At 67.7% G+C, this 25755-nt stretch carries 28 protein-coding genes; 9 read left to right on the forward strand and 19 right to left on the reverse strand.

What is annotated here, in order from left to right:
* Positions 1-32: 32 nt before the first annotated feature.
* The 3 genes from LGR54_RS06815 to gpt form a co-directional block, all read right to left on the reverse strand.
* On the reverse strand, positions 33-443 hold the full coding sequence (locus LGR54_RS06815) for a DoxX family protein (protein ID WP_230361194.1): 411 nt from the start codon (positions 441-443) through the stop codon (positions 33-35).
* Positions 444-524: 81 nt separating this feature from the next.
* Positions 525-986, reverse strand: coding sequence for a hypothetical protein (locus LGR54_RS06820; protein ID WP_230361195.1), 462 nt, complete (start codon positions 984-986; stop codon positions 525-527).
* 11 nt (positions 987-997) lie between these two features.
* Positions 998-1504, reverse strand: coding sequence for a xanthine phosphoribosyltransferase (gene gpt / locus LGR54_RS06825; protein WP_230361196.1), 507 nt, complete (start codon positions 1502-1504; stop codon positions 998-1000).
* A 450-nt stretch (positions 1505-1954) separates the two neighbouring features.
* Between gpt and LGR54_RS06830 the strand changes: the two genes are divergently transcribed.
* On the forward strand, positions 1955-2269 hold the full coding sequence (locus LGR54_RS06830) for a hypothetical protein (protein ID WP_230361197.1): 315 nt from the start codon (positions 1955-1957) through the stop codon (positions 2267-2269).
* Positions 2270-2299: 30 nt separating this feature from the next.
* Here the strand turns inward: LGR54_RS06830 and LGR54_RS06835 are convergent, their stop codons facing one another.
* Together LGR54_RS06835 and soxR are read right to left on the reverse strand one after the other, a co-directional pair.
* Complete coding sequence (locus tag LGR54_RS06835) at positions 2300-2632, reverse strand: GYD domain-containing protein (RefSeq protein WP_230361198.1); 333 nt, start codon at positions 2630-2632, stop codon at positions 2300-2302.
* Between the two features lie 357 nt (positions 2633-2989).
* Positions 2990-3463 (reverse strand): redox-sensitive transcriptional activator SoxR, encoded by a 474-nt coding sequence (soxR, locus tag LGR54_RS06840; protein ID WP_230361199.1) that lies wholly within the window; start codon positions 3461-3463, stop codon positions 2990-2992.
* 108 nt (positions 3464-3571) lie between these two features.
* Here soxR and LGR54_RS06845 point away from each other — a divergent pair, with 108 nt between their 5' ends.
* Positions 3572-3946, forward strand: a complete 375-nt coding sequence (locus tag LGR54_RS06845; RefSeq protein WP_230361200.1) for a DoxX family protein — start codon at positions 3572-3574, stop codon at positions 3944-3946.
* Between the two features lie 187 nt (positions 3947-4133).
* Here LGR54_RS06845 and LGR54_RS06850 read toward each other — a convergent pair whose 3' ends face one another.
* A complete protein-coding gene (locus LGR54_RS06850) occupies positions 4134-4871 on the reverse strand; it encodes a molybdopterin-binding protein (RefSeq protein ID WP_230361201.1) in 738 nt (245 codons plus the stop codon).
* Between the two features lie 206 nt (positions 4872-5077).
* Here LGR54_RS06850 and LGR54_RS06855 point away from each other — a divergent pair, with 206 nt between their 5' ends.
* The 6 genes from LGR54_RS06855 to LGR54_RS06880 all read left to right on the forward strand — a co-directional run bounded on the left by LGR54_RS06855 (position 5078) and on the right by LGR54_RS06880 (position 10925).
* Positions 5078-6499, forward strand: a complete 1422-nt coding sequence (locus LGR54_RS06855) for a circularly permuted type 2 ATP-grasp protein (RefSeq protein WP_230361202.1) — start codon at positions 5078-5080, stop codon at positions 6497-6499.
* Positions 6500-6563: 64 nt separating this feature from the next.
* Positions 6564-7187: a LysE family translocator gene (locus LGR54_RS06860; protein WP_230361203.1), complete on the forward strand. Its 624-nt coding sequence runs from the start codon at positions 6564-6566 to the stop codon at positions 7185-7187.
* Positions 7188-7200: 13 nt separating this feature from the next.
* Positions 7201-8145, forward strand: a complete 945-nt coding sequence (locus LGR54_RS06865) for an alpha-E domain-containing protein (RefSeq protein WP_230361204.1) — start codon at positions 7201-7203, stop codon at positions 8143-8145.
* Between the two features lie 70 nt (positions 8146-8215).
* Entirely contained in the window at positions 8216-9052 is an 837-nt protein-coding gene (locus tag LGR54_RS06870; protein ID WP_230361205.1) for a transglutaminase family protein, read from the forward strand.
* Positions 9053-9132: 80 nt separating this feature from the next.
* Complete coding sequence (locus LGR54_RS06875; RefSeq protein WP_230361206.1) at positions 9133-9870, forward strand: peptidase; 738 nt, start codon at positions 9133-9135, stop codon at positions 9868-9870.
* Positions 9871-10163: 293 nt separating this feature from the next.
* On the forward strand, positions 10164-10925 hold the full coding sequence (locus tag LGR54_RS06880; RefSeq protein ID WP_230361207.1) for an SDR family oxidoreductase: 762 nt from the start codon (positions 10164-10166) through the stop codon (positions 10923-10925).
* A 7-nt stretch (positions 10926-10932) separates the two neighbouring features.
* Here LGR54_RS06880 and LGR54_RS06885 read toward each other — a convergent pair whose 3' ends face one another.
* The 8 genes from LGR54_RS06885 to LGR54_RS06920 form a co-directional block, all read right to left on the reverse strand.
* Positions 10933-11460, reverse strand: a complete 528-nt coding sequence (locus tag LGR54_RS06885; RefSeq protein WP_230361208.1) for an Lrp/AsnC family transcriptional regulator — start codon at positions 11458-11460, stop codon at positions 10933-10935.
* 47 nt (positions 11461-11507) lie between these two features.
* Entirely contained in the window at positions 11508-12623 is a 1116-nt protein-coding gene (locus tag LGR54_RS06890) for a P1 family peptidase (protein ID WP_230361209.1), read from the reverse strand.
* Positions 12624-12701: 78 nt separating this feature from the next.
* On the reverse strand, positions 12702-13589 hold the full coding sequence (locus tag LGR54_RS06895) for a polysaccharide deacetylase (protein WP_230361210.1): 888 nt from the start codon (positions 13587-13589) through the stop codon (positions 12702-12704).
* Positions 13590-13599: 10 nt separating this feature from the next.
* A complete protein-coding gene (locus LGR54_RS06900; RefSeq protein ID WP_230361211.1) occupies positions 13600-14331 on the reverse strand; it encodes an ABC transporter ATP-binding protein in 732 nt (243 codons plus the stop codon).
* On the reverse strand, positions 14328-15083 hold the full coding sequence (locus LGR54_RS06905; protein WP_230361212.1) for an ABC transporter ATP-binding protein: 756 nt from the start codon (positions 15081-15083) through the stop codon (positions 14328-14330). The genes LGR54_RS06900 and LGR54_RS06905 overlap by 4 nt, the downstream gene beginning before the upstream one ends.
* Positions 15067-15939: a branched-chain amino acid ABC transporter permease gene (locus LGR54_RS06910; protein WP_230361213.1), complete on the reverse strand. Its 873-nt coding sequence runs from the start codon at positions 15937-15939 to the stop codon at positions 15067-15069. The genes LGR54_RS06905 and LGR54_RS06910 overlap by 17 nt, the downstream gene beginning before the upstream one ends.
* A 4-nt stretch (positions 15940-15943) precedes the next feature.
* On the reverse strand, positions 15944-16828 hold the full coding sequence (locus tag LGR54_RS06915; protein ID WP_230361214.1) for a branched-chain amino acid ABC transporter permease: 885 nt from the start codon (positions 16826-16828) through the stop codon (positions 15944-15946).
* Between the two features lie 124 nt (positions 16829-16952).
* Entirely contained in the window at positions 16953-18074 is a 1122-nt protein-coding gene (locus LGR54_RS06920) for an ABC transporter substrate-binding protein (RefSeq protein ID WP_230361215.1), read from the reverse strand.
* A gap of 253 nt (positions 18075-18327) precedes the next feature.
* Between LGR54_RS06920 and LGR54_RS06925 the strand changes: the two genes are divergently transcribed.
* A complete protein-coding gene (locus LGR54_RS06925; protein ID WP_230361216.1) occupies positions 18328-19272 on the forward strand; it encodes a nucleoside hydrolase in 945 nt (314 codons plus the stop codon).
* 107 nt (positions 19273-19379) lie between these two features.
* Here the strand turns inward: LGR54_RS06925 and cofD are convergent, their stop codons facing one another.
* From cofD to LGR54_RS06950, 5 genes are all read right to left on the reverse strand, one after another.
* On the reverse strand, positions 19380-20348 hold the full coding sequence (gene cofD / locus LGR54_RS06930; protein ID WP_230361217.1) for a 2-phospho-L-lactate transferase: 969 nt from the start codon (positions 20346-20348) through the stop codon (positions 19380-19382).
* Positions 20349-20358: 10 nt separating this feature from the next.
* Positions 20359-21534: a M24 family metallopeptidase gene (locus LGR54_RS06935; RefSeq protein ID WP_230361218.1), complete on the reverse strand. Its 1176-nt coding sequence runs from the start codon at positions 21532-21534 to the stop codon at positions 20359-20361.
* A gap of 24 nt (positions 21535-21558) precedes the next feature.
* The gene (locus tag LGR54_RS06940) at positions 21559-22476 is read right to left on the reverse strand and encodes an LLM class F420-dependent oxidoreductase (RefSeq protein WP_230361219.1); all 918 of its coding nucleotides are present in this window, start codon (positions 22474-22476) and stop codon (positions 21559-21561) included.
* Between the two features lie 109 nt (positions 22477-22585).
* Positions 22586-23977, reverse strand: coding sequence for an aspartate aminotransferase family protein (locus LGR54_RS06945; protein ID WP_230361220.1), 1392 nt, complete (start codon positions 23975-23977; stop codon positions 22586-22588).
* Positions 23978-24183: 206 nt separating this feature from the next.
* Positions 24184-25383, reverse strand: coding sequence for a hypothetical protein (locus tag LGR54_RS06950; protein ID WP_230361221.1), 1200 nt, complete (start codon positions 25381-25383; stop codon positions 24184-24186).
* Between the last annotated feature and the right edge of the window lie 372 nt (positions 25384-25755).

Genomic DNA, 25755 nt, shown 5'->3' on the forward strand with positions numbered 1-25755 from the left:
GCCGGCCTGCTCAAGGCCCGACGCGAACCGCCTCAGGCGCTGCGGGTGCGCTCGCCGAGGATGGCGACCAGGATCATGCCGCCGATGACCGCCATGTGCTCGACCGCGAAGAAGAATTCGAGCTGGGCGATCTCGCCCTGCATGGTCCAGAAATGATGGGCGATCGGAATGGTCAGCGCGGTGAAGATGGCGCAGGCGCCGGCGCCGAGCCAGGCGGCGCGGTTGAGGAGAATCAGCGCCGAGCCGACTAGCTGGGTGATGATGGTGGCCACCGCGTAGAAGGCCGGCGGGCTGAGGCCGAAATGCGCCATCTCCGCCACCGCGCCGGGGAAATCCACCAGCTTGGAGATGCCGCTGCCGAGGAACGGCACCACCAGCAGCACGCGGGCGAACAGGAAGGTGGCCGGCGACCGGAGGATCGCGGAAATAATGCGAGGCGTCATGGGAGAGGCCTTGTCGCGAGGGTTGTGGAAACACCCTCGCATACCGCAGCCGGCTGTCCTTTGCGAGGCCCCCCGCCGGCTTTATTGACGCCGGGGAAACGCCCGCGCCGCGATGAGCGCGGCGTTCTTCTCCGACGGCTCGTCGGCCGACGGCTCGGCGACGGGCGCGACGGCTTCGTCGGCCGCGGCAGCCTCACCCTCCTCGGCGGCCTCCGCCTCGCGCGCGGCCTTGGCCTCGGCGATGAACTCGCCGGCGCCCTTCTTGGCCTCGCGCACCGATTCGCCCATCTCGCGGGCGTAGCGGTCGAGGTCGAGCCGGAGCCCGCCGACCGACGGCTTTTCGGTTTCCGCCGCATAGGCGACCATGCGCAGCGACAGGCCGAGATCGGAGACGAGATCCGACAGGAAGCCGTCGGCGAGGTCGTGCTCGTCGGCATAGGTCATCAGCATGTCCCACAGCGCGGCGCGATGGGTCTCGTAGGCCTCGTCATACGCCTCGTCGCCATCCTCGGGCGGGTTGCCGTGAAAATCGTTGCCACTCATCGCAAATCTCCTCAGGCGACGCCGTCGCGGATGGGCGGCTGGAAGGACAGGCCCATGTCCCAGGGGAAGTAGATCCAGGTATCCTGACTCACTTCGGTGATGAAGGTGTCGATGACATCACGTCCGGCCGGCTTGGCATAGACGGTGGCGAAATGCGCGTTGGGCAGCATCGCCCGTACCTGCCGCGCCGTGGTGCCGGTATCGACGAGATCGTCGATCACCAAAAGCCCCTGCCCGCCCTCGCCCGCCGCCTCGATGACCGAGGGGGCGATGGGCTTGAGCACCAGGGTTTCGCCCTGGTTCTTGTAGTCATGATAGGAGGCGATGGACACGGTCTCGATGACCCGCAGGCCGAGCTCGCGCGCCACGATCGCCGCTGGCACCAGACCGCCGCGAGTGATGCAGATCAGCCCCTGAAACGGGCCGAAGCCGTGCAGCCGCCAGGCGAGCGCGCGCGCGTCGCGATGGAACTGGTCCCACGAGACGGGAAACGCCTTCTGCTGATGCGGATCGGACATGGTCGGGCCTCCTTCCGGCGGACGTACGCGCCGTCGCTTGCGCGGATCAATAGCGGGTGTGGCCGCGCGGATGAAGGGGGCCGTGATGGAAATCGCGGGAGGTTCGACAGGATAGGCGGACAGGATAGCCGAGGCACCGGCCAGCGGGGGCCGATCCGGGGGCGATCGTCGCGTCGCGGCTCTGTCAGCTGCGGTCGAGGGTGGAGCGGAGGATGACGCCGCTCCGGACCTCGGACGCTGGCACCGCTGGCCGCAGGGACCGTGTCGGAGCGTCGGCCGTGGCGATCCACCCTTGGCCCGGCAAGCGCCGGCCATGGCGACCCATCCTTGGCCCGGCAAGCGCGGGCCATGGCGACGAATGTCCGACGACCCGGCCCTCTTGCCCGCGCCCCGGCCTGCGCCATGATGGAGGGCGGGTCACCCGACCGCCCTCCTCTTCCGGGGCCGCCCATGCAGCACTTTCTCTCCGCGTTTTTCGCCCTCGACCCGTTCATCGCGCTCGGCGTGTTCGTCGCCACGGCGGCGACCGATGCCTGCTATGTCGCCTTCACCTCCGCCGTGGTGGCGCGCAGGCGGCTCTCCGCCGCCAACTGGTCGAGCGTCTGGTACCTGCTCTCCTCCTTCGCCGTGATCAGCTACACGGAGAACTGGGTGTATGTGGTGTTCGCGGCCGTGGGGTCCTGGGTCGGCGCGTTCCTGTCGCTGACCCTGCTGCACCGGCCGGGAAAGACGCCCGCGCCCCTCGGCTCCTCGCCGCCAGAGTAGCGTGGCGAGGAGAGTCGAACGGGACCGAAGCTATTTGCCGGGCGGCTTGTATTTCTTCGCCGCCTTACCGGCGGCGGCGAAGACCTCCTTGGCCTCGGCGGCGGTGAACGCTTCCGTCGTCTCGTTGTCCGTGACACCGCCGGCGGCGGCCGCCGCCAGGATGAAGGCCGACGCCTCCTTGGCGTTGGCCGCCTCGGTGATCACCAGGAAATCGTAGCGACCGAGGGTGACATAGAAGTGCAGCAGCTTCGCACCGCTGGCCTCGACCAGATTGCGGACGGCTGACGAGCGATCCTCGGGGTTGGCGACGAGGTTCTTGATGGACTCGGCCGAGTAGCGGCCGCGCGTGATGTAGATCGGCATCCGACTTCCTCCCAAGTTTGATCGGGTTCTCAAGCGCCGGTAGAGCTTTCGACGGTGATCCCCGACACGGCGTACGTCAGCCGCTGATTGCGCCCAGTGCGCAGGTCGGGAGCCCTAGGTGGCTGGTCTGAACGTAATGGCGGACTGGCCGAAGATGGCCCGGCACGCGTCCGGCCGGCGGCCCGGCGGGTCTCGACCCGGGCCTGTTTGCCGGGCGGCTTGTATTCTTCGCCACCTTGCCTTGCCGGCGGCGAAGACCTCCTTGGCCTACGCGGCGGTGAACGCTGCCGTCGTCTCGTTGTCCGTGACGCCGCCGGCGGCCGCCAGCCGAGGAGGGCAAAGCACACGCTGCCGGCCTCACCTCCCCGGGGATCGACCGCGGCGGGTCGCCCGCAGCAGCAGGCGCGGCCCCGCCCCCTCCTTCGCGAGCGTGTCGTCGGGATTGCGCAGCGGACAGTCGTGCAGGGAGAGGCATCCGCAACCGATGCAGGTCTCAAGCTGGTTGCGCAGTTGCAGCAGGCTTTCTATCCGCTCGTCGAGAAGCGCCTTCCAGGATGTAGTGAGCCGTCTCCAGTCCTCGGCGGTGAGAGGCCCCACGGGGATGGTGTCGAGATAACCTTTCAAAGTAGCCAGCGGGATGCCGGCGCGCTGGGCGATCCGGATGATGGCGATTCGGCGAAGCACGGCGCGCGGGTAGCGCCGCTGGTTTCCCCCCGTGCGCGCCGCCTCGATCAGCCCCTTCGCCTCGTAGAAATGCAGCGTCGAAACCGCGACGCCGCTGCGCTGCGCCACCTCGCCCACCGTCAATCCACCGCTGCTTTCCACGGGCATGCCCGCACCTCTTGACCTCAACCATGCTTGAGGTTTTATGAAGCGGTCGGCTTGCCCCCGCAAGCTCTCGGAGCCGTCACCCGCTCCGAGCCAACGGAGGGAAACGACATGCTCACCTATTGGCGTTCAAGGGCGGCCGAGATCGGCGCCTGGCTATTGGCCGGCTTCTTCATTCTCGGCAGCTTCGGCAACGCCTTCGCCTCCGATGCCATCATCTCCGACTATGTCCGGTGGGGCTATCCCGCTTATTTCCGCTTCGTCACGGCCACACTGGAACTGGCGGCGGCGGTGCTGATCATGCGCCGGGCAACGCGGCTCGCCGGTCTCGCCTTGGGGGCGGCGGTGATGGCGGCGGCCCTCGGCACGGTGCTTCTTCACGGTGAGTACACGCACGCCTTGGCACCGCTGGTGGTGCTGATGCTCCTCACCGCCGTGGCGACGCCGGCGATCCGGCGTGTCCGGTCCGCGCAACCCGTCCGCTAATCCGGGAGCAGCCTTTCCGACGACACGCGCCTCATCGGCCCGGCGGTGGCCAGGCTGCCAAATCCAATGCCGATCAGAGGTTGGAAGTCCCTGCTTCGCAGGCGAAGCAGGCTTCCATCCGCGACGGCCCGCTCTCCCGCCAGGGAGCGGGTCGTCGCGACATGACGTCGTCGCGACTTGAGAGTCCTCAGCCCGCCCGCGCGGCCAGCATCGCCTTGACATCCGCCATGGCGGCGGCGAGCCGCTCGGCATCGCGGGCGCGCACCACCAGATTGGTGTTGGGACGGCCGAGCTCGTCGGCGAAGGGGTAGGAGCCGATCGACACCTCGGGATGGGCCTTGGCGATCTCGCCGAGCGGGCCGCCGACATCGCCCTCCTTGGCGTCCGCCCGCACCGTCTCCGACAGCATCACCCGGCCGGTCTTCAGCTGCGGCGCCACCTCGTCCAGCATCGCCTGCATGATCGAGGGCACGCCGGCCATGACGATGACGTTGCCGATCCAGAAGCCCGGCGCCTTGGAGATCTTGTTGGCGACCAGCGCCGCGCCGTGCGGAATGCGCGCCATGCGCAGCCGCGCCTCGTTGAGGTCGGCCTCGGGAATGCGCTCCAGCAGCATGGCGCGGGCCTCGGCGTTCACCGAGATGTCGACGCCGAACGCCTTGGCCACGCTGTCGGCGGTGATGTCGTCATGGGTCGGCCCGATGCCGCCGGTGGTGAACACATAGGTGTAGCGGGCGCGCAGCGCGTTCAGCGCGGCGACGATCTCGTCCTCGATGTCCGGCACCACCCGCACCTCGGCGACGTCGACGCCGATGGCGGTGAGATATTCGGCGATGTAGCCGATGTTCTTGTCCTTGGTGCGCCCCGAGAGGATCTCGTCGCCGATGACCAGAATACCTGCCGTGACCGCGTCCTGCGTGCTCATCACCCGATTCCCCGTCGCTGGCGCCGCACCGGCCGGCGCTTATGCCGCACATGCGCGCAAAGCTCGCTTGAGGCAAGGGCACGACGCCTGCGTTTTGAGCAAAATGAAACCATTCCACGCAATATCGGCCTAGGTACTCCACCCCCTCTTCCGCTGGCACGGCGTTTGTAGCTAACTTGCCGTAGTTGGGGAGTGAACCTGCCACGATGACCGTCGCGTTCGACGAAATGACCAATGCGGACGGCTCGGTCCGCGCCGCGTACACCGCCCTCGCCCGCTGGCTGAGCAACGTTCCGCCCGACGTGCTTGATCATCGCCGCAAGGAAGCGGAGTTCATCTTCCGCAAGATCGGCATCACCTTCGCCGTCTATGGCGACAGCGATGCCCAGGAGCGGCTGATCCCCTTCGACATCATCCCGCGCGTGCTGACCGGCGGCGAGTGGAGCCGGCTCTCCAAGGGGCTGGAGCAGCGCACCAAGGCGCTGAACCTCTACATCAAGGACGTCTACTCCAAGCGCGAGATCCTGCGCGCCGGCATCGTGCCGGAGGACCTCGTCTACCAGAACCCGGTGTTTCGCCCGGAGATGAACGGCCAGAAGGTGCCGCACGACCTCTACGTGCACATCGCCGGCATCGACGTGGTGCGCATCGATTCCGAGACGTTCTACGTGCTCGAGGACAATGCCCGCACGCCCTCCGGCGTCTCCTACATGCTGGAGAACCGCGAGATCATGATGCGGCTGTTCCCCGAGCTGTTCGCGGAGAACCGCGTCGCGCCGGTGGAGAACTACGCCGACGAATTGCTGGCGACGCTGAAATCGCTCGCCCCGACCACCGCCACCAGCGACCCGGTGGTGGTGGTGCTCACCCCCGGCATCTTCAACTCGGCCTATTACGAGCACTCCTTCCTCGCCGACAAGCTGGGCGTGGAACTGGTGGAGGGGCGCGACCTCTTCATCAAGAACGACATCGTCTATATGCGCACCACCGAGGGGCCCAAGCGCGTCGACGTGATCTATCGCCGGCTCGACGACGACTTCATCGACCCCCTCGCCTTCCGTCCCGACAGCGTGCTCGGCGTGCCCGGGCTGATGAGCGCCTACCACGCCGGCAACGTCACGCTGACCAACGCGGTCGGCACCGGCGTCGCCGACGACAAGGCGGTCTACAGCTACATGCCGGAGATCGTCCGCTTCTATCTCGGCGAGGAGCCGATCCTGAAGAACGTGCCGACCTGGCGCTGCCGCGAGGCCGACCACCTGAAATACGTGCTCGACAATCTGCACGAGCTCGTCGTGAAGGAAGTGCACGGCTCGGGCGGCTACGGCATGCTGATCGGCCCGCGGGCGGACAAGGCGCAGATCGAACTGTTCCGCGCCAAGCTGAAGCAGGATCCCACCAACTTCATCGCCCAGCCGACGCTGGCGCTGTCCACCTGCCCGACCTTCGTCGAGGAAGGCATCGCGCCGCGCCATGTCGATCTGCGTCCCTTCGTGCTGACCGGTTCCGACCGGGTGCGCATCGTGCCGGGCGGGCTGACGCGGGTGGCGCTGCAGGCGGGTTCGCTGGTGGTGAATTCCAGCCAGGGCGGCGGGACCAAGGACACCTGGGTGCTGGAGGAGAACTGAGGCAGGATGGGATAAAGCCCTCTCCCCCAAGGGAGAGGGTCGGCAGGTTCAGGGAGAGTCTGACATGAGCATCGAGACCTGGCTGGCCTTCGTCGCCGCTTCGGCGGTGCTGCTGCTCATCCCCGGGCCGACCATCCTGCTCGTCGTCTCCTATGCGCTCGGACAGGGGCGCAAGGTCGCCCTGCCGGTCGCCGCCGGCGTGGCGCTCGGCGACTTCACGGCGATGACGTTCTCCATGCTCGGGCTCGGGGCGCTACTCGCCACCTCCGCCGCGCTGTTCACCGTGCTGAAATGGATCGGCGCTCTCTACCTGATCTGGCTCGGCATCAAGCTGTGGCGCGCCGGCGCCAGCCCGCTGGTCGCTCCCGCGCAGGGGAACGGGCGGGCGATCAAGATGCTGGCGCATGCGTGGCTGGTGACGGCGCTCAACCCCAAGAGCCTCACCTTCTTCGTGGCGTTCCTGCCGCAGTTCCTCGACACCTCCCGGCCGATGCTCGGCCAGATGGTGGTGTTCGAGACCACCTTCCTGGTGCTGGCGGCGGCGAATGCCTTCACCTACGCGCTGGTGGCCGGCAGGCTGCGCGGCGCCATCAGCAATTCCTCGGTCGTCGTCGCGGTGAACCGCATCGGCGGCTCCCTTCTCATCGGGGCGGGCCTTGCCACGCTCGCCTGGCGCAACGCCAAATAAGGCGCGGGTTCTCATGCTGTCACGTACCGCCGACAATCTTTACTGGCTCGCCCGCTACATGGAGCGGGCCGACTGCCTCGCGCGCCTGCTCGACGTCACCCAGCGCCTCGCCCAGCTGCCGGTCGCCTATGGCGGCTCCACCAATGAATGGCGCTCGGCGCTGCTGACCGCCGGCTGCGCCGACCAGTTCAAGCAGCTCCACGGCGACGACGCCACCGAACAGAACGTCATCAACTTCCTCGCCTTCGCGCCGGAAAACCCCTCCTCGATCCGCAACTGCTTCGAGATCGCCCGCACCAATGCCCGCTCGGTGCGCACCGCGCTCACCATCGAGATGTGGGAGACCATCAACTCCTCCTGGCTGGAGCTGAAGCGCTATTCCACCAAGGACATGACCCGCGAGGAGCTGGCGCGCTTCCTCTCCTTCGTGAAGGAGACCTCGCTGCGCTTCGACGGCGCCGCCTACCGCACCATGCTGCGCAACGACGCCTTCTGGTTCTCCCGCGTCGGCATGTATGTCGAGCGGGCCGACAACACCGCGCGCATCCTCGACGTGAAGTATCACGTGCTGCTGCCCGACTCGGAGCACATCGGCGGGCCGCTCGACTACTTCCAGTGGTCGTCGATCCTGCGCTCGGTGTCGGCGCTGACCTCGTTCCACTGGGTGTACCGCGAGAGCGTGAAGCCGTGGCTGGTGGCCGACCTGCTGATCCTCAACGCGCAGATGCCGCGCTCGCTGACCAGTTGCTACCAGAACATCTCGCGTTATCTCGATGACATCGCCGCCTATTATGGACGGCAGGGAACCGCGCAACGGCTGGCCCGTTCCACCTTCACGCGGCTGTCCAACAGCCGGATGGACGACGTGTTCCAGACCGGGCTGCACGAATATATCGAGACCTTCGTCTCCGAGAACAACCGGCTCGGCGCCACGGTGACCGAGCAGTATCTTCTGTAACGGGCGCGCGCCTCCAGACCGGCCGTGCCCGCCGCCCTCTACCGCCTTCCGCGCCGCCAACGGTGTTCCCATGCGTATCCATGTCAGCCACGCGACCGTCTACCGCTACGACCCGCCGGCCAAGGGCGCCATCCAGATCCTGCGGCTGACCCCGCGCAGCCATGACGGGCAATATGTCGTCGCCTGGCGCATCGACGTCTCCGAGAGCTGCCGGCTGCAGGCGCATGAGGACGCCTTCGGCAACCTCTCCCACACCTTCGCCATTGACGGGCCGCTGTCCGAGCTGCGCGTCACCGTCGAGGGCGAGGTGGAGACGCAGGACACCTCCGGCGTGGTGCGCGGCACGGTGGAGCGCTTCCCGCCCAGCCTGTTCCTGCGCGACAGCGAGTTGACCGCCTCCAGCGCCGAGATGCGGGAATTCGCGCAGGACGCCATCGCCGGCGAGGCCGACGGCCTGGCCCGGCTGCACCGGCTGATGGGCGGGCTGGCGAAGGGCATGACCTACGATCCCGACCCGACCATCGTGTCCACCAAGGCGGCCGAGGCCTTCGCGCTGAAGCGCGGCGTCTGCCAGGACTTCGCGCATGTCTTCATCGGCTGCGCCCGCCATCTCGGCGTTCCCGCCCGCTATGTCAGCGGCTATCTGGTGGGCGACGGCGCCCATGCCGACCAGGGCGCCGGCCACCAGGCCGGGCACGCCTGGGCGGAGGCGTATGTCGAGGGATTCGGCTGGGTCGGCTTCGATGCGGCCAACGACGTCTGTCCGACCGACGCCTATGTCCGCGTCGCTGTCGGCCTCGATTATCTCAGTGCCGCGCCGGTACGCGGAAACCGCTATGGCGGAGGTGACGAGGTGTTGTCGGTAGCGCTCACCGTCGACCAATCGAGCCGCCAGATCCAGGGCTGATATTGCCCGCCCACGAAGCGTCCCGCTATAAGGACGCGCCATGAACATGCGCCATGCGCGCGCCGGGGGAAGTGCCTTCAATGACCTATTGCTGCGGAATCCTGGTGCGCGACGGTCTCGTCATGATCGCCGACACCCGCACCAATGCGGGGCTCGACAATGTCTCGACCTTCCGCAAGCTGCACATCTTCGAGGAGCCGGGCCGGCATGTGATGGCGCTGGCCACCGCCGGCAACCTCTCGATCTCGCAGGCGGTGATCTCGACGCTGCAGGAAGGCCTCGACAACCCGGAGACCGGCGAGAAGGAAACGCTGGTCGGCATGTCCAGCATGTTCCGCGCTACCCAGTTGGTGGGCCGTGCCATCCGCCACGTCCACGGCCTCTATGCCGAGGGGCTGAAGGACGCCGATCTGCGCTTCGACGTCTCCTTCCTGTTCGGCGGCCAGGTGAATGGCGGGCGGCTGCGGCTGTTCATGATCTATGCCGCCGGCAATTTCATCGAATGCACCGCCGACACGCCGTTCCTGCAGATCGGCGAGCACAAATACGGCAAGCCGGTGCTGGACCGCTCGGTCACCTACAATACCGACCTCTATGACGCGCTGAAGCTCGGGCTGATCTCGATGGATTCGACCATGCGCTCGAATCTCGGGGTGGGCATGCCGATCGACATCCTGCTGGCGCGCCGCGATGCCGGGCAGTCCGAGCTCAATTATCGCATTGAGCCGGGCGAGCCCTATTTCCACGATCTGCGCGAGCGCTGGTCGGCGGCGCTCCGGGCGGCGCACAATAATATTCCCCGCCCGCCCTATCGCTGAGCGAAGAAGAGCCCGGAGGCACGCCGTACCATCCGGGCTCTTCGCAAGGCATTCGAAGCGGAGCTGCTCGCGCCCGATCAGGTGAGCAGGTAAAGAAGAATGATGATCGGGATCGGAATGCCGATCAGCCACATAAGAATAGCAGGCATTTCTTGATTCCTCCCTGAGGTTCAGGATCTCCTGCTGCAATAACGATGTCGTAGCCGTCCGGTTCCACGCTGCTCTTTCCACGCAGATCCTGGAGAACATCTCCGGGCGACAGGAACCCGGCTCCCGGCCGAACGAGGAACACCATGAACGCCACACCCGACGCTTCCCGAAAGATCGCCCTCGTCACCGGCGCCGGCACCGGCATCGGCAAGGCCGCCGCCCTGGCGCTCGCCGCCGATGGCTGGACGCTGGCGCTGACCGGCCGCCGGCGCGAGCCGCTCGAGGCGCTGGCCGGCGAGATCGGCGCGGCGGCGCAGGTGCTGCCGGCCGATGTCAGCGACAAGGCGTCGATCGACGCGCTGTTCGCCGAGATCGCGGCGCGCTTCGGCCGGCTCGACCTGTTGTTCAACAATGCCGGCGGCTGGTCGCCCGGCGCGCCGATCGAGGACGTGTCGTTCGACGACTGGCAGCGCGTGGTGAACGTCAACCTGACCGGGGTGTTCCTGTGCTCGCAGGCGGCGATCCGGCTGATGAAGGCGCAGACGCCGAAGGGCGGGCGCATCATCAACAACGGCTCGATCTCGGCGCATGCGCCGCGCCCGCTGACCGCCCCCTACACCGCCACCAAGCACGCGGTGAGCGGGCTGACCAAGCAGGTGGCGCTGGAAGGGCGGGCGCACAACATCGCCTGCGGCCAGATCGACATCGGCAATGCCGACACCGACATGGCGGCGAAGATGAAGACCGGCATCCTGCAGGCCAACGGCCAGATCATGGTCGAGCCGGTGTTCGACCCCGTCCATGCCGGAAGAGCGGTCGCCTACATGGCGAGCCTGCCGCTCGACGCCAATGTGCTGACGATGACGGTGATGGCGAGCGCCGCCCCCTTCGTCGGGCGCGGCTGAAGCCGGCTCAGCCGCCGCGACGCTGGCGCGGCGGCTCCTCGCTTTCCAGCGAGACATCCAGCAGCTCGGCGATCGGATAGCCCTCGAAACGCTTCACCGTCTTGGTCACCACATAGGTGAAATAGACGGAGATGCCGATCTCGCGGGTCAGCAGGTCGTCGACTATCTCCTGGTAATGGGTTATGTTGCGGGCTATGATCTGCAAGATGTAGTCGATACCACCACCGACCGCATGGCAGGCCAGAACCTCGGGAATCGTCTTCACCACCTGCTCGAAGCGGGCGAAATGCGCGCTGGTATGGTGCTGCAGCGTCAGCGTGGTGAAGATCAGCTCAGTCTTGACCAGGCGGGCGAGATCGATCTCGCCGCGATAGCCGCGCACATAGCCGGCCTGCTCCATCTTCTGAAGCCGGTCCCAGCAGGAGCTCAGCGACAGGCCGATGGCGGAGGCCAGCTCGACCTTCTTGATGCGTCCGTTCTTCTGCAGCAGGGCGAGGATCCGCACATCCACCGCGTCCAGCCTGTCGCCTGCCATCGGTCCGTCCTTTCGTTGGCGCCGCGTATAAGCACCGCGCGCCGCAATCAGCCGTAACTACGCTTCAACCAATCCTTCGGCAGGGCCGGTACAAAATTACCGTCACGTCCGGTCATGTCGTCATTGGCGACCATCGCATTGAGGATGGCCTCCTCAACGCTATGCACCAATGCGTCGAAAAACCGATCGATGTCGGCCTCGGGTACGAATTCCGCAGCGAGCCGCCGGCCTCTGGCGCCGGTGGCGGCCTCGGCATTGGCGGTCGAGAAGGCGAGGAAGATGTCGCCGGACGAGTGATAGCCGAGCCCGCCGGTCCAGGCGACGCCGAGCGGCACCCGGCGCGCCAGCCGCTTGAGCTGGTGCGGCAGGAAGGGGGCATCGGTGGCGATCACCGCGATGATCGAGCCCTTCTCCATGCGCGGCGTGCGCTCGATCATCGCCGGCTCGGCGAGTTCGGCGCCGACGCGACGGCCGCGAATCATCAGGTTGCGGCGCTGGCCGAAATTCGCCTGCACGAAGGCGCCGACAGTGAACGTCTCGCCGGCCCATTCGACGCGGCGCGAGGCGGTGCCGGACCCGCCCTTGAAGTTGAACACGATCATACCGGTGCCGCCGCCGACGCTGCCTTCCTCGATCGGCCCTTCCACCGCGCCATCGATGGCGGCGAAGACATGCTCCGGCTTCACATGGAAGCCGTTGATGTCGTTTAGGAAGCCGTCATAGGTCTCGGCGGCGACCGGCAGGCCCCAGGCATCTTCCATCACCGACGGCGCGCGGGCGTTCATCCAGCCGAGGGTGGCGTCGCGGGTGACGCCGCAGCTATGGGTGTTAGTGATGGTGATCGGGAAATTGAAGGCCCCGATCTCCTCGATGATGTGCGCGCCGCTCATCTCGCCATTGCCATTGGCGCTGAACAGGCCGGCGAAGACCGGGGCGGCGAGCTGATCGCGCGGGCGCGGCAGGATGGCGGTAACGCCGGTGCGCACCGGCCCCTGCCCCACCGCCAGCGGTCCCTCGCCCTCGATGAGGGTGGTATAGCCCACGGCGACGCCGGGCACGTCGGTGATGGCGTTGTGCGGCCCCGGCACGCCTTCGAAGGGGATGCCGTAATGCCGCGCGCGCGGCCGGCCAGCCGGGGTGAAATGGTATGAATTCATAGACAACTAGTAGACGAAATCTGCGCAATATGGAATGCAGCGCACCATAAGAAACAACTATCCTAACAATAGGATAAGCCACGATTAATCGAGAATCGTTCCAATATGGAAAGGAATTTTCTCGATGCGCGGCGTCCATCGGCCCTCCGCCTCCAGCGCCCGGACGTGGTCGGCAACCTGCGCGAGCGTCGCGAACCAGACGTCTCCCTTGGCCTGCATGTGCTCGATCAGCGCGCGGATGGCAAGCGCCTGCGCCGGGCGCCCGCTCACCGCCGGGTGCCAGACCGGCACGAACAGGCCGCCGAACTCCCAGAACGCGTCGAACTCCTCGCGGAACACCGCCAGCGCCTGCGAGGGCGGCGAGATCGTCATAAGGTAATCGAAGGCGCGGGCCGACACGTACTGATTGTAGTCGTCCACCGAGGCCGGTATCGGCAGCTCGATCAGGCTACCGCGGCCATTGTCGAGCCGGAGCGGGATATCATCGGCGAAGAGGGACGAATCATAGGTGAACCCCTCCTCGATCAAGAGGTCGAAGGTGGAGCGGGACAGACCGTAATAGGGCGCGCGGTAGCCGCGCGGCTTCGCACCGCAAAAGCGTTCGATCACCTCGCTGCCGCGCCGCAGCGTGGCCAGCTCCTCGTCCCGCGTCTGCTTGCTCGGCCATTCGTGGAAATGGCCGTGATGGCCGATCTCGGCACCGGCCTTCAGCAGCGCCTCGATGGCGGCGGGATAGGTCTCGATCACCCAGCCCGGCACGAAGGCGGTCAGCGGCACGCCGGCGCGGGCGAACATATCGGCAAGGCGCGGCGTGCCGACGAAGGGATCGTAACGCATATGCGCCAGTGCCTGCGGCAGGTCGGCCGCGCCGGCGCGATGGGCGGCGTGTACGACGCTGTCGGCGTCGACATCGAAGCTGAAGGCGACGGCGCAGCGCGCGCCATTCGGCCAGGGCGGCGGATTGGCGATCATGGCGGCTCCCTCAGCTGGTGCGCACGCCGCCGTCGAGGAACAGCGCGTGCAGATCGTGGGTATCGACCGCGCCGACCGGCGCGTCCAGCGCCTCATGGCCGCGCACCAGCACGCAGACACGGCTTGCGAGGGCGAGCGCCTTGGTAACGTTCTGCTCGACCAGGAGGATCGGGATCGACAGGCGCTTGTGGACGTCGGCGATCGCCTCGAAGACGAGGTCGACGGTGGCCGGGGCGAGGTCGCTCGACGGCTCGTCGAGCAGCAGCACCGAGGGGTTGAGCAACAGCGTCGAGCCGATGGCGAGCATGCGCCGCTCGCCGCCGGACAGGTTGCCGGCCAGCGCCCGCCGCCGCTCCTTCAGGCGCGGGAACAGCGCGAACACCTTCTCCACCTCCTGCTCGAAGGTCTTCGGCCGGAGATAGGCGCCCATGCGCAGATTGTCGGCGACGCTCATGTCGCCGAACACGTTGCGAGTCTGCGGCACATAGCCGAGGCCGGCGGCGGCACGGCCATGCGCCGGCAGCTGGGTGACGTCGCGCGCGCCGAGCGCGATCGAGCCGGAACGCACGTGCGTCAGCCCCATGGCGGTCTTCAGCACCGTCGACTTGCCCGAGCCGTTGGCACCGAGCAGGGCGACCACCTCGCCGGCGCGCAGGGTGAGCGAGAGATCGTCCAGCACGGTGATCGGCCCGTAGCCGGCGGTGAGCTTGGAGAGCGTCAGCACATCGGTCATCGCGGTCATGCCGGCATGCCGAGATAGGAGCGCACCACCCGCTCGTCGGCGCGGATCTCCGCCGGGGTGCCGGCGGCGATCAGCTCGCCGGCGTCGAGCACGAACACCCGGTCGCAGACATTGGCGATCATTTCCATATTGTGCTCGATCAGCATGACGATGCGGCCTTCCGCCTTCAGCTCGTGCAGCAGCGCCGCCTGCTGCTCGATCAGCACCGGGTTGACGCCGGCCGCTGGCTCATCGAGCAGCAGCACGGCGGGATCGGACATCAGCAGCATGCCCATGGTGAGCAGCTTCTGCTGGCCGCCGGAGAGCGAGCCGGCATAGTCGTTGGCCTTGTGGGCGAGGCCGAGGCGCTTCAGCATCGCCTCGGCGCGCCCGGCGATCTCCGCCTCGCGCGAGGATACGGCGGCGGGGCGCAGGAACAGGTTGAACACGCCCTCCCCGGCCTGGTCGCGCTCGCCGGCCATCATGTTCTGGAACACGGTGAGCCGGTGCGCGAGGCGCGGCACCTGGAAGGTGCGGCCGATGCCGGCCGCCGCCACCTGCTCGGGCCGGCCATAGGCGAGCGGGCGGCCGTTCAGCGTCACCGCGCCGGAATCCGGCACATAGACGCCGGCGACGACGTTGAGCAGCGTCGACTTGCCCGATCCGTTCGGCCCGATGATGCCGGTGATGCTGGCCGGCATCGCCACCAGCGACACCGCGCGAAGCGCCTGGAAGCCGCCGAAGGACAGCGAGACGTCATCGACGCTGAGCATCGCGGACCTCCTTCTTCTCGGGAACCAGCCCCTGCGGGCGGAACAGGAACATCAGCACCAGCACCAGCCCGAACAAAGCGAGCCGGCCATTGGCCAGCACGTCGGCCGGCAGGTCGATCCAGGAGGCGACGAAGCGCGAGGACACGCTGAGCAGTTGCACCGCCGCCGCGCCGACAACGACGCCGAGATTGTTGCCGGGCCCGCCGAGGATCAGCGCCGTCCAGACGATGAAGGTCTCGGTGACGGTGAAGCTGCTCGGCGAGACATAGCCGACGATATGGGCGTAGAGCACGCCGCCCGCCGCCGCCATCGCCCAGGCGATGATCGACACGGTGCGCTGATAGGCGACCGGGTTGCGGCCGAGCGTGGCGGCCAGCACCTCGTCCTCGCGCAGCACCTTCAAGAGGCGGCCGAACGGCGAGTGGGCAATGCGGTGCGACATCAGCCACGCCACCGCCATCAGCGCCAGCGCCGCGCCCAGCGCCAGATGCGGATCGGCAAAGCGCGGCACGGTGAGGCCGTCGGCGCCGCCGAGGCTCGGCGCGTTGAGCGCGGTGAGGCGGAACAGTTCGCCGGCGCCCAGCGTGATCAGCGCCCAGTAATCCTGCGACAGCCGGCGCGCCGGCAGCAGCACCAGCAGCGAGACGGCCACCGCGACGACGAGGCCGAGCGCGGCGCCGGCCGGCCAGGGCAGGCCCGCCTGCGCGGCGAGCGCGGCGGCGTAGGCGCCGAGGCCGAAGGGCAGCACCTGGCCGAAATTGACGAGGCCGGTCAGCCCGAACTGGATGTTGAGGCTGAGGCCGAGCACCGACCAGACGGCGATGATGGTCAGGCAGTAGATCGCGAAATCAAGCATCGCCTCACCTCCCCGCCAGCGGCGACAGGCGCGGGCGCAGCAGCAGCACCACAACCAGCGCGAGGACGGCGACATAGTCGCGGAACTGGGTGGGGATCTGCCAGCTGTCGCCGCCGACCAGCGCGCCGAAGTCGACATAGATCAACAGGTTCTGCGCGAAGGACAGGATCAGCGCACCGAGGACCGCGCCGAACACGTTGGACAGGCCGCCAATGGTGACGGCGGCGAAGACCGGCAGGAGGATGATGAGGTCCATGTTCGGCTGCAGCCGGGTCTCGAAGGCGAGCAGCGTGCCGCCGATGGCGGCCAGCGCGCCGGAGAGGAACCACATCAGCCGGATCAGCCGCTCGCCGGGAATGCCGCGGGTGACCGCGAGGTCGGCGTTCGAGGCCAGCGCGCGCAGCCCCGAGCCGATGCGGGTGCGGTTGAGGAACAGGTGCAGCAGCAGCATCAGCACCGCCGCCACCGCGACCACCAGCGCGTCGAGGGTGGTGAACACCGCGTCGCCGACGATCACCGCCTCGGAGGAGATGTCGAAGGCGCGCCCGCCGCCGCCATAGATGATCGCCACCACCGAGCGGATGAACAGCGCGACGCCCCAGGAGACGATCATCTTGCCCTCCGGCGTGATGTCCCGCAGGCGGCTGAAGACCAGTATGTCGACGAGGATGGCGATGAGGCCGGTGGCCACCGCGCTCAGCGCCACGGCGGCGGGCAGCGGCAGGCCGGGAATGGCGGCGAAGCTATAGGTGAGATAGCCGCCGACCACCGCGAACTGGATATGCGCGAAATTGGCGAAGCGCAGGATCGAGTAGCACAGCGCCACCCCGACCGCGATCACCGCGATCATGCTGGCATAGACGAGGGAATTGAACAGAACCTGGAGCACGGGCGGGGAAAGCTTCCCAAGGAGCGGACGGGCAAGGAACGGACGGACGAGGAGCGCACGGACCCGCCGGACAGGCGGAACCGCCCGACGCGCAGGGCGCGCCGGGCGGTGTTGGCATCAGGCGTCAGTTGCGGGTGGCGGTGGTGACGAAGTCGCCGCCCTTGTACTCGATGACGTCGATCGGCGGGGAGACGCGCTGGCCGCGGGCGTCCCACACGATCTTGCCGGTGGCGCCGTCATAGCTCGACACCACCTCGGGCAGCGCCTTGGCGATGGCGGCGGGCTCGGCGCTGCCGGCCTTCTTGATGGCGGCGGCGATGACCATCAGCGCGTCATAGCCGTAATAGACATGCGCCATCAGGTCGGCGGTGCCGTTGAACTTGGCGCCGTACTTGTCGGCGACCGCCTTGCCGGCCGGCTGGGCGTAGCCGCCATTGTCGACGCCGAACAGCTTGCCTTCCACGAAGCCCTTGTTCTCGAGCTCGAGGATCGAGGGATAGGCGGCGTACCACTTGGCGGTGAGGCCGAGCTCGCGGGCGGCCTTCAGCATGGCGCGGGAATCATCGCCATAGCCGGCGGTGATGATCACGTCCGGCTTCGCCGGCACGACCGGCTGGATGTCGGCGCGGTAGTCGGGCTGGCCCTCGGTGAAGGCGACCTTCTTGACGATCTTGCCGCCCTTCGCTTCGAAGGCGGCCGCCGCCGCCTCGGCGACGCCGAGGCCGAAGGTGGAGTTCGGCACCACGATGGCGGCGGTCTTGGCGCCGCTGTCGGAGATCAAGAGGCCGAGTTCCTTGCCGACAATGTCGTCGAGCGGCAGGATCGAGAACAGCGTGCCGGGATAATTGCCGAGCTTGGGCGAGGAGGACGAGGTGTTGACCAGCACCCGGCCCTTCTCCTTGGCCAGCTCCGCCACCGGGATCATCAGGCCGGAGCCGCCGAACATGATGGCAGCCGGCACCTTGTCGACATTGTAGAGCTTGTTGGCGGCGTTCAGCGCTTCCTGGGCGCGGTTCTCCGAATCCTCGACGATCAGCTTCACCGGCCGGCCATCGATGCCGCCGGCGGCATTGATGGCATCGGCGGCGAGCTCGACGCCGCGGGTCATCTGCACGCTGGTCTTCACCGCCGAACCGGTAAGGTTGGCGATCACGCCGATCTGGATGGGGTCGGCGGCGCGCGCCGGACCCTGCACCGCTGCGAGAGCGAGTGCACTGCAAAATGCCAGGGACAGAAAATTCTTCATCGTCGTGCCTCTCTCCGGTCAGGTCGCTTACGGATTATTCTTTGGCACAAAGCCGGCCCCGGCGTCGCATTCGACGCGGAAAAGCCGACACTGCACATGACGTCCCCACGTTAATGGGCGCCGAGGGAAAGAAAACCCGACACGCGGCCGACCGTCCGAAGGATTTTCGGCGAAGCGAGCGGGTGTCGCCCGGCTTTTCTCCGGGGCGTCCGGCGTATCGTCTCCCTACCCGAACAGACGGACCTGAGGACCTATGACGCGACGCAAGATCATCATCGACACCGACCCCGGACAGGACGACGCCTTCGCGCTGCTGCTGGCGCTGGGCTCGCCCGACGAGTTGGAGGTGGTCGGTGTCACCTCGGTGCACGGCAATGTGCCGCTCGCCCGTACCACGGTGAATGCGCAGATGGTGATCGAGCTCGCCGGGCGCGCCGACATCCCGGTCTATCCCGGCTGCCCGCGCCCGATGGTGAAGCCCGGCTTCACCGCCGAATATGTGCACGGGCCGAGTGGGCTCGACGGCTGCGACCTGCCCCCGCCCTCGGCGCCGGTCGGCGACAAGCACGGCGTCGACTTCATCATCGACACGGTGATGGCGGCGGCGCCCGGAGACATCACGGTCTGCACGCTCGGGCCGATGACCAATCTCGCCGTGGCGATGATCAAGGAGCCGGCGATCATCCCGCGCCTCGCCGAAGTGGTGTTCATGGGTGGCGGCTTCTTCGAGGGCGGCAACACCACCCCGGCCGCGGAGTTCAACATCTATGTCGATCCACATGCGGCGCATGTGGTGCTGGCCTCCGGCGCGCCGGTGACGATGGTGCCGATCGATGTCACCTACAAGGCGTTGATGACGCCGGACTGGTTGCGGCGGCTGCGCGCGGTCGGCACCCGCGCGGCGGTGGAGGCGGCCGGCATGGCCGAGTTCTACCAGGACTACGGCAACAAGAAATTCGGCACCGACAGCTACCCGCTGCACGATCCCTGCGTGATCGGCTACCTGCTGCGGCCCGACCTCTTCACCGGCCGCAAATGCCATGTCGAGGTGGAGATCCACTCGCCGGTGACCTCGGGCATGACCGTGGTCGACTGGTGGAACGTCACTAAGAAGCCGGCCAACTGCCTGGTGCTGCGCGACCTCGACAACCCGCCGTTCTACGAGCTGATGCTGGAGCGGATCGCGCAGCTGCGCTGAGGGCTAAAGGCTCCCGGCGGCGCGGTCGTTTGCCGCCGGGGAGGCCCCTCTCCCTATTGGGAAGAGGGGCCGGCGCGCAGGCAGGAAATCAGGCGCCCGGCGGGCCGTCAGCGGTGGCGGCGCAGGCCGGCGGCGAAGTCGAGCACCGAGCGGGCCAGCCGCTCGCGGTCGCCCAGCGTCTCCATCAGCGTGCGGGTCGCCACCGAGGGGATGCCGAGGCCGGTGGAATCCGCCGCATCGGCATCGTCGAGGATGAAGCCGTCGATCAGGTCGCGATAATGGTCGGCGATGGCGCGGATCGACACCGGCAGGCCGAGTTCTTCCATGATCTTGGCGGTTGGTCCCTTCACCGCCTTGCCGCCGACGATCGGCGACACCGCGATGACCGGCGCCGCCGAGGCCTTCAGCGCCTCGCGCAGGCCGGGGATCGCCAGCATGGGATCGACCGACAGATACGGGTTGGACGGGCAGATGACGATGGCGGCCAGCGTGCCGTCGGCGAGCAGCGCCAGCACGTCGTCCTGCGGCTTCGCCGTCTCGGCGCCGGCGAAACTGATGCCGGTGACGCGCGGCCGGCAGCGATGCTCGACGAAATAGTTCTGGAAGGCCAGCCGGCCTTCCTCTGTGTCGACCAGGGTGCGCACCGGATCGTCGCTCATCGGCAGCAGCCGGGCGTGCAGGCCAAGCCGCGTGGCGAGCCCGGCCGTCACCTGCGACAGCGTCTCGCCGGCCGCCAGCCGCTGCGTGCGCACCACATGGGTGGCGAGGTCGTGGTCGCCGAGCTGGAACCAGGTGTCGCCGCCGAGCCGGCCGAGCGCCTCCATGAAGTGCCAGGTCTCGCCGGCGAGGCCCCAGCCGCGCTCGGTGTCGTTCAGCCCGGCCAGCGTGTAGGCGACGGTGTCGATGTCGGGCGAGACGTGCAGGCCGAGATGGGTGAAGTCGTCGCCGGTGTTGACCGCCACGGTGAGATGGCCCGGCCCCAGCGTGCGGTAGAGGCCGAGCGCCAGCTTGGCCCCGCCTATGCCGCCGCACAGCGCCAGCACCTGCGCCCGCGAATTCTCCTCCGGTATCGTCATCGCTCCCCCGTCAGGGCTTGATCACCAGTTCACGCGGAAAATCCGTCAACACCTCCGGCGCGCCGGAGGCGGTGATGCGGAAGGTCTCGCTAAGCTCATAGCCCCAATCGTCCATCCACATGCCAAGGATCATGTGGAAGCACATGTTTTCTTCCAGAACCGCATGCTCGCCCTCGCGCAGGCTGAGCGTGCGCTCGCCCCAGTCCGGCGGGTAGTTGAGGCCGATGGAATAGCCGATGCGCGAGGGCTTTTCATAGCCGGCGCGGGCGATGACGCGATTCCACACGCTCGCCACCTCATGGGCGGTGGTGCCGGCGCGGGCGGCGTCGAGCGCCACCTCCATGCCCTCGGCGACCACCTTCACCACGTCGAGCAGCGCGGCCGGCGGCGTGCCCATATAGAGTGTGCGCGCCAGCGCCGCGTGGTAGCGGGCGTGGCAGCCGCCGAGCTCGAGATAGGCGACCTCGCCGTGCTTGTAGCGCTCGCCGGTCCAGGTGAGATGCGGCGCGGCGGTCTTCTCGCCATGGGGGACATTGGCGAGCGCGGCGGGATAGTCGCCCCAGAAGCCGGCGCTGCCGCGGAACTGCGCGGCGGTGATCTCCGCCACCGCGTCGCATTCCCGCACGCCCGGCGCCACTGCCTGCATGCCGACCGTCATCGCGTTCGAGACGATGGCGGCAGCGCCGCGCATCAGCTCGACCTCCGCCTCCGACTTCACCAGCCGGACCCAGGCGACCAGCAATTCCGCGTCGACCAGCCGCGCGGCCGGCAGCGCCTTTCCGAGTTCCAGATAGGCGCGGGCGGTGAAGTAGAAGGCGTCGAGGTCGACGCCGACCACCGCCCGCCCCCAGCCGAGATCGGCGATGACGCCGGCAAGGAACTGCGCGGGATGCAGCACCGGCGAATCGACGTGGCTCTCGGGATAGGCGCGGATCGAATCGGCGTCGAGAAAGGCGGTGAGACGGGCGCCGGGGGCGTCCATCGCCCGGCCGACCCAGAGCGGCTCCTCGCGGTCGAGACCGACCACGACATATTGGTGCACGTAGAACGACCAGCCGTCATAGCCGGTGAGATAGTTCATGCTCGCCGGATCGGCGCAGATGAGCACGTCGAGGCCACGCGCGCGCATCCGCGCCTTCACCCGGGCGAGGCGGGCGAGATATTCCCCGCGCGCGAAAACCGGCATGCCGCCTTCTCCCTTGCCCGGCCGTCAGAACAGATGCGGCAGGGCGGCGCGGAACGCGCGGACCGCCTCGATATGCGCCTTGGGATCGTGAAGGCCGCCGATCGCCGCCTTGTTCCAGCGCTTCTCTTCCTCGACCCAGCGCTCCGGCATGGTGTTGACGGTGATGTGGGTGGCGCCGATGGCGCGCCACGCCTCGACCTCCTCGGCCAGCTCCGCCGGGGTGCGGTCGATGATGGTCATGGTCGCCTCGATGCCGATGGCGTCCGGGTCGCGACCATTGGCACGCGCCTGCGCCTTCATCTCCTCGATGCCGCGCTTGCCGGTGTCGTCGGCCTGGAAGTTCGGCAGCCAGCCATCGCCGAGCTTGGCGACCCGGCGGATCGCCGCCTCCGAGACGCCGCCGATCCAGATCGGGATCGGCCGCTGCACCGGCAGCGGGTTGATGCCGCCATCCTCGATGCGGTGATACTTGCCCTCATAAGTGATGAGGTCGGCGCACCAGAGCTTGCGCAGAACATCAATCTGCTCGTCCATCCTCCTGCCGCGATTGCCGAATTCCTCGCCGCACGCCTCGAATTCCTCCGGCTTCACGCCGACGCCGACGCCGAGCCGCAGCCGGCCGCCGGAGAGCAGGTCGACCTCGGCCGCCTGCTTGGCGACCAGCGCGGTGCCGCGCATCGGCAGCACCAGCACGCCGGTGACGAAGTCGATCTTGGAGGTCACCGCCGCGAGGTAGCCGAACAGCACGAACAGCTCGTGGAACATGTCCTCGGCGTCGTGGACATAGGTCCAGCCCGGCCGGCTCGCCTTGTTGAGGCCGATGATCTGGTCGAAGGCGGTGAGATGCGTGTAGCCGAGCTCCTCGGATACGACGGCGAACTCCTTGATGGTCTTCGGATCGGTGCCGATCTCGAATTGCGGGAACAGGGCGCCGATCTTCATGAAGCTTCTCCGGGAACACGTCGGGCGGGCGCGGTGGCCGCCCCGTCAATCTGTTTAGGACGAGAGGCGACCCGGCAAAAGCCGGGACGCCTACTTACCGGCGGATCGATCAAAGGCTGGCCGCGACGGTCTCCACCGCCTGCTTCGTCGCGTCGACGACGATGTCGGCCTCCTCGCGGGTGAGGCAGAGCGGCGGGGCGAAGCCGATGATGTCGCCCTGCGGCATGGCGCGGGCGATGACGCCGCGCTCCAGCATCGCCGCCGCGACTCGGACGCTCACCTTGTTGGAGGGCTCGAAGAACACCCGGTCGTCCTTGTCCTTCACCAGCTCCACGGCGGCCAGCATGCCCTCGCCGCGCACCTCGCCGACCAGCGGATGGTCGGCCAACGCATCAGTGAGCGCGCCGCGCAGATAGGGGCCGACCTCGCGGACATTGGCGAGGAGGTCCAGTTCGTCGATCAGCTTGAGGTTGGCGACGCCGGCGGCGGCGCAGAGCGGGTGCGAGGAATAGGTCCAGCCATGGCCGATCGGGCCGAAACTGTCCGAGCCGTCGACGAGGATCTTCCACACCTTGTCGGAGACGATGACGCCCGACAGCGGCGCATAGGCCGAGGTGAGTCCCTTGGCGATGGTGATGAGGTCCGGCTCCATGCCGTAGAAATCCGAGCCGAACATCGTGCCCAGCCGGCCGAAGCCGGTGATGACCTCGTCGACCACCAGCAGGATGTCGTATTTCTTCAGCACCGCCTGGATCTTCGGCCAGTAGCCGGCCGGCGGCGGCACGATGCCGCCAGTGCCGAGCATCGGCTCGCCGACGAAGGCCGCGACGGTGTCCGGCCCCTCGGCGAGGATCATCTCCTCCAGCTTGGCGGCACAGAAATCGGAGAACTGCTCCTCGGTGAGGCTGCGGTCGACGCGGCGGAAATAATACGGTGCCTCGGTGTGCAGGATGTTGCCCATCGGCAGGTCGAACAGATTGTGGAAGCCGGCCAGCCCGGTGAGGCTGCCGGTCATCAGCCCGGAGCCGTGATAGCCGCGCCAGCGCGAAATGATCTTCTTCTTTTCCGGCCGGCCGAGCACGTTGTTCACGTAGCGGATGAGCTTGATATTGGTCTCGTTGGCATCCGAGCCCGACAGGCCGAAGAACACCCGGCTCATGCCCTTGGGCGCGCGGTCGATCACCATCTTGGCGAGCTCGATGGACGGCTCGGAGCCATGGCCGGCATAGGCGTGGTAATAGGCGAGCTTGTGCGCCTGGTCGGCGATGGCGTCGGCGATGGATTTCCGGCCATAGCCGACATTCACGCAATAAAGTCCGCCGAAGGCATCGAGGCTGCGGCGGCCGTCGCGATCGACGATGTAGACTCCCTCGCCGCCGGTGACGATGCGGTTTGGCGTCTCGCCGCGCGCATGGGTGCCCATGGCGGTGGAGGGATGGAAGAAGTGATCCCGGTCCCAGGCATGCAGTTGGTTGTCGGTGGGGCCGGAATGGTCAAGCATCGTCGTCTCCGTCACTGCGGCGCGCGGGCCGCCCTCATGGCGCCCGCACCACCTTTCGCGCTCATCTTAGGCGGCGGCGAAGCGAGACAGTCGCGGCAAGCCGGAGCATCTTCCGGCGACATTTCGGCCAGAGGAAGAAAACCATCTGGTTTCTCCGGAGCCACGAGCCGGCGCGACCGGGGTCGGCATGGCGTCACGAGGGGGAGTCACGGGGCGGCGGCGAGACTGATCGGATTGGCGTAGATCCAGACGATCTCGCGCGTGCCGCCGAAGAGACGGGGCACGCGGACCCGTACCTCGACGCGATAGGCGCCGGGCTGCGCGCCGGTGAACTCGACTGGCTGCCCGCGCCAAGGCTGCCGCTCCAGTTCGACGCCGTCGCGCAGGATCCTCACCACCGGATGCAGGCGCTGCGCCGAGGACGGCAGGTCGACCCGGAAACGGGCGGCGCCGGTGCCGGCGAGCGTATCCCCCATCCAGCCCTGCGCCGATCCGCGCGTAGCGGCGAACATGAAGCCGGTGGCGTCGCCGAGAAGGTCGACGGACACATAGAGATGGCCGCGCCCGATGCCGTCGAGGATCTGCCCGCGCGCTCCCGGCGCGTCGGCGGCGAGCGGCCGATCGAGGAGGACATGGTCGCGCGCGAACCGCATCAGGTCGCCAGCCGGCGGCCAGTGCAGCTTGAGCGATCCGACAAGGCCGATCGACTGGTGGAAGTCGGGACCATAGGTGCCGACGAAGGGACGCGTCACATTGACCGCGTCCCAGCGCTGCAGGCCGGCCTCCGGCGTGTCGTAGATCATCAGGAAGGCGGAAGCCCGGCGGAAGGGGTAGAGCAGCACCAGCGCCAGCTTGTCGAGCAGCGGCGCCGCATAGAAGCAATCGGCGAGGTCGAGGATCTCCATGCCGGCGATGCGGGAATCTATTTGCCCCGACCATTGCCATTTCGGCCGGCTGGGATGGGCGATCAGCACGACGCCGTCCTGCGCCGCCGCCTCGGCGAGGAAACGGTCGGTCGCGTCCGCCCGAGCGGTCTGGTAGCTCCGGGTGCCCAGCGCCAGCAGATAGCCTTCCGGCCGGGAGTTCTCCACGCCGGAGAGCATCAGCACGCCGTGGTGCCAACCTTCCATGCCCTCCAGCGTCGCCCTCAGATTGTTGTGCTCGGTGAGGGCGAGGAAGCGCAGGCCCTGCGTGGCGGCGGCCCCGGCGAGGTCGTCATAGCTGCCATAGGCGTCGCCGGAAAAGCCGGAATGACCGTGGACGATGCCGGCATAGTCGTAATGGCCGTTCACCTCGCCACCCGGCGCCGTCTCGGCCGCGCGCGGCAGCATCAGGCCGAGCCGGAGCAGCGCGCCGCCAAGGATCAGGCTCGCAATGACGACGACGAGGAACAAGGCTCTGCGCATGCGTCGGCTCCGCATCGATCAGCCGACGGGACGACCGAGCACGAGTGAGGTCCGGCAGCGAAGACCATGCGGATGGCGGGAGTATGAAACCACCGCGGCCCGCATGAGGCAGGGCGGCAGGCGCGCGACGTGCGCGGTCTTGTCAGCCGGGAAGCACCGGATCGATTGGAAGGCGGCAAGGCGACGGATCGCGCGCAGCGTCCCGAACGATCCGAGAAGCACAGTTCGGCCGTCGCCGCTTGCCGTATGGCGACGAAACGGAATGGAATAGTGAGCGTCAACGCGGACGAAGCGCTTCAGGCTGCGATGAAGGGCGGAGGGCCCCTCTTTTCCGCAGCCGCTCGGCTCGGGACTTTCTCGGGACGCTCTGTC

This window comes from Ancylobacter sp. Lp-2 (genome assembly GCF_020523795.1).
Lineage (GTDB): Bacteria > Pseudomonadota > Alphaproteobacteria > Rhizobiales > Xanthobacteraceae > Ancylobacter.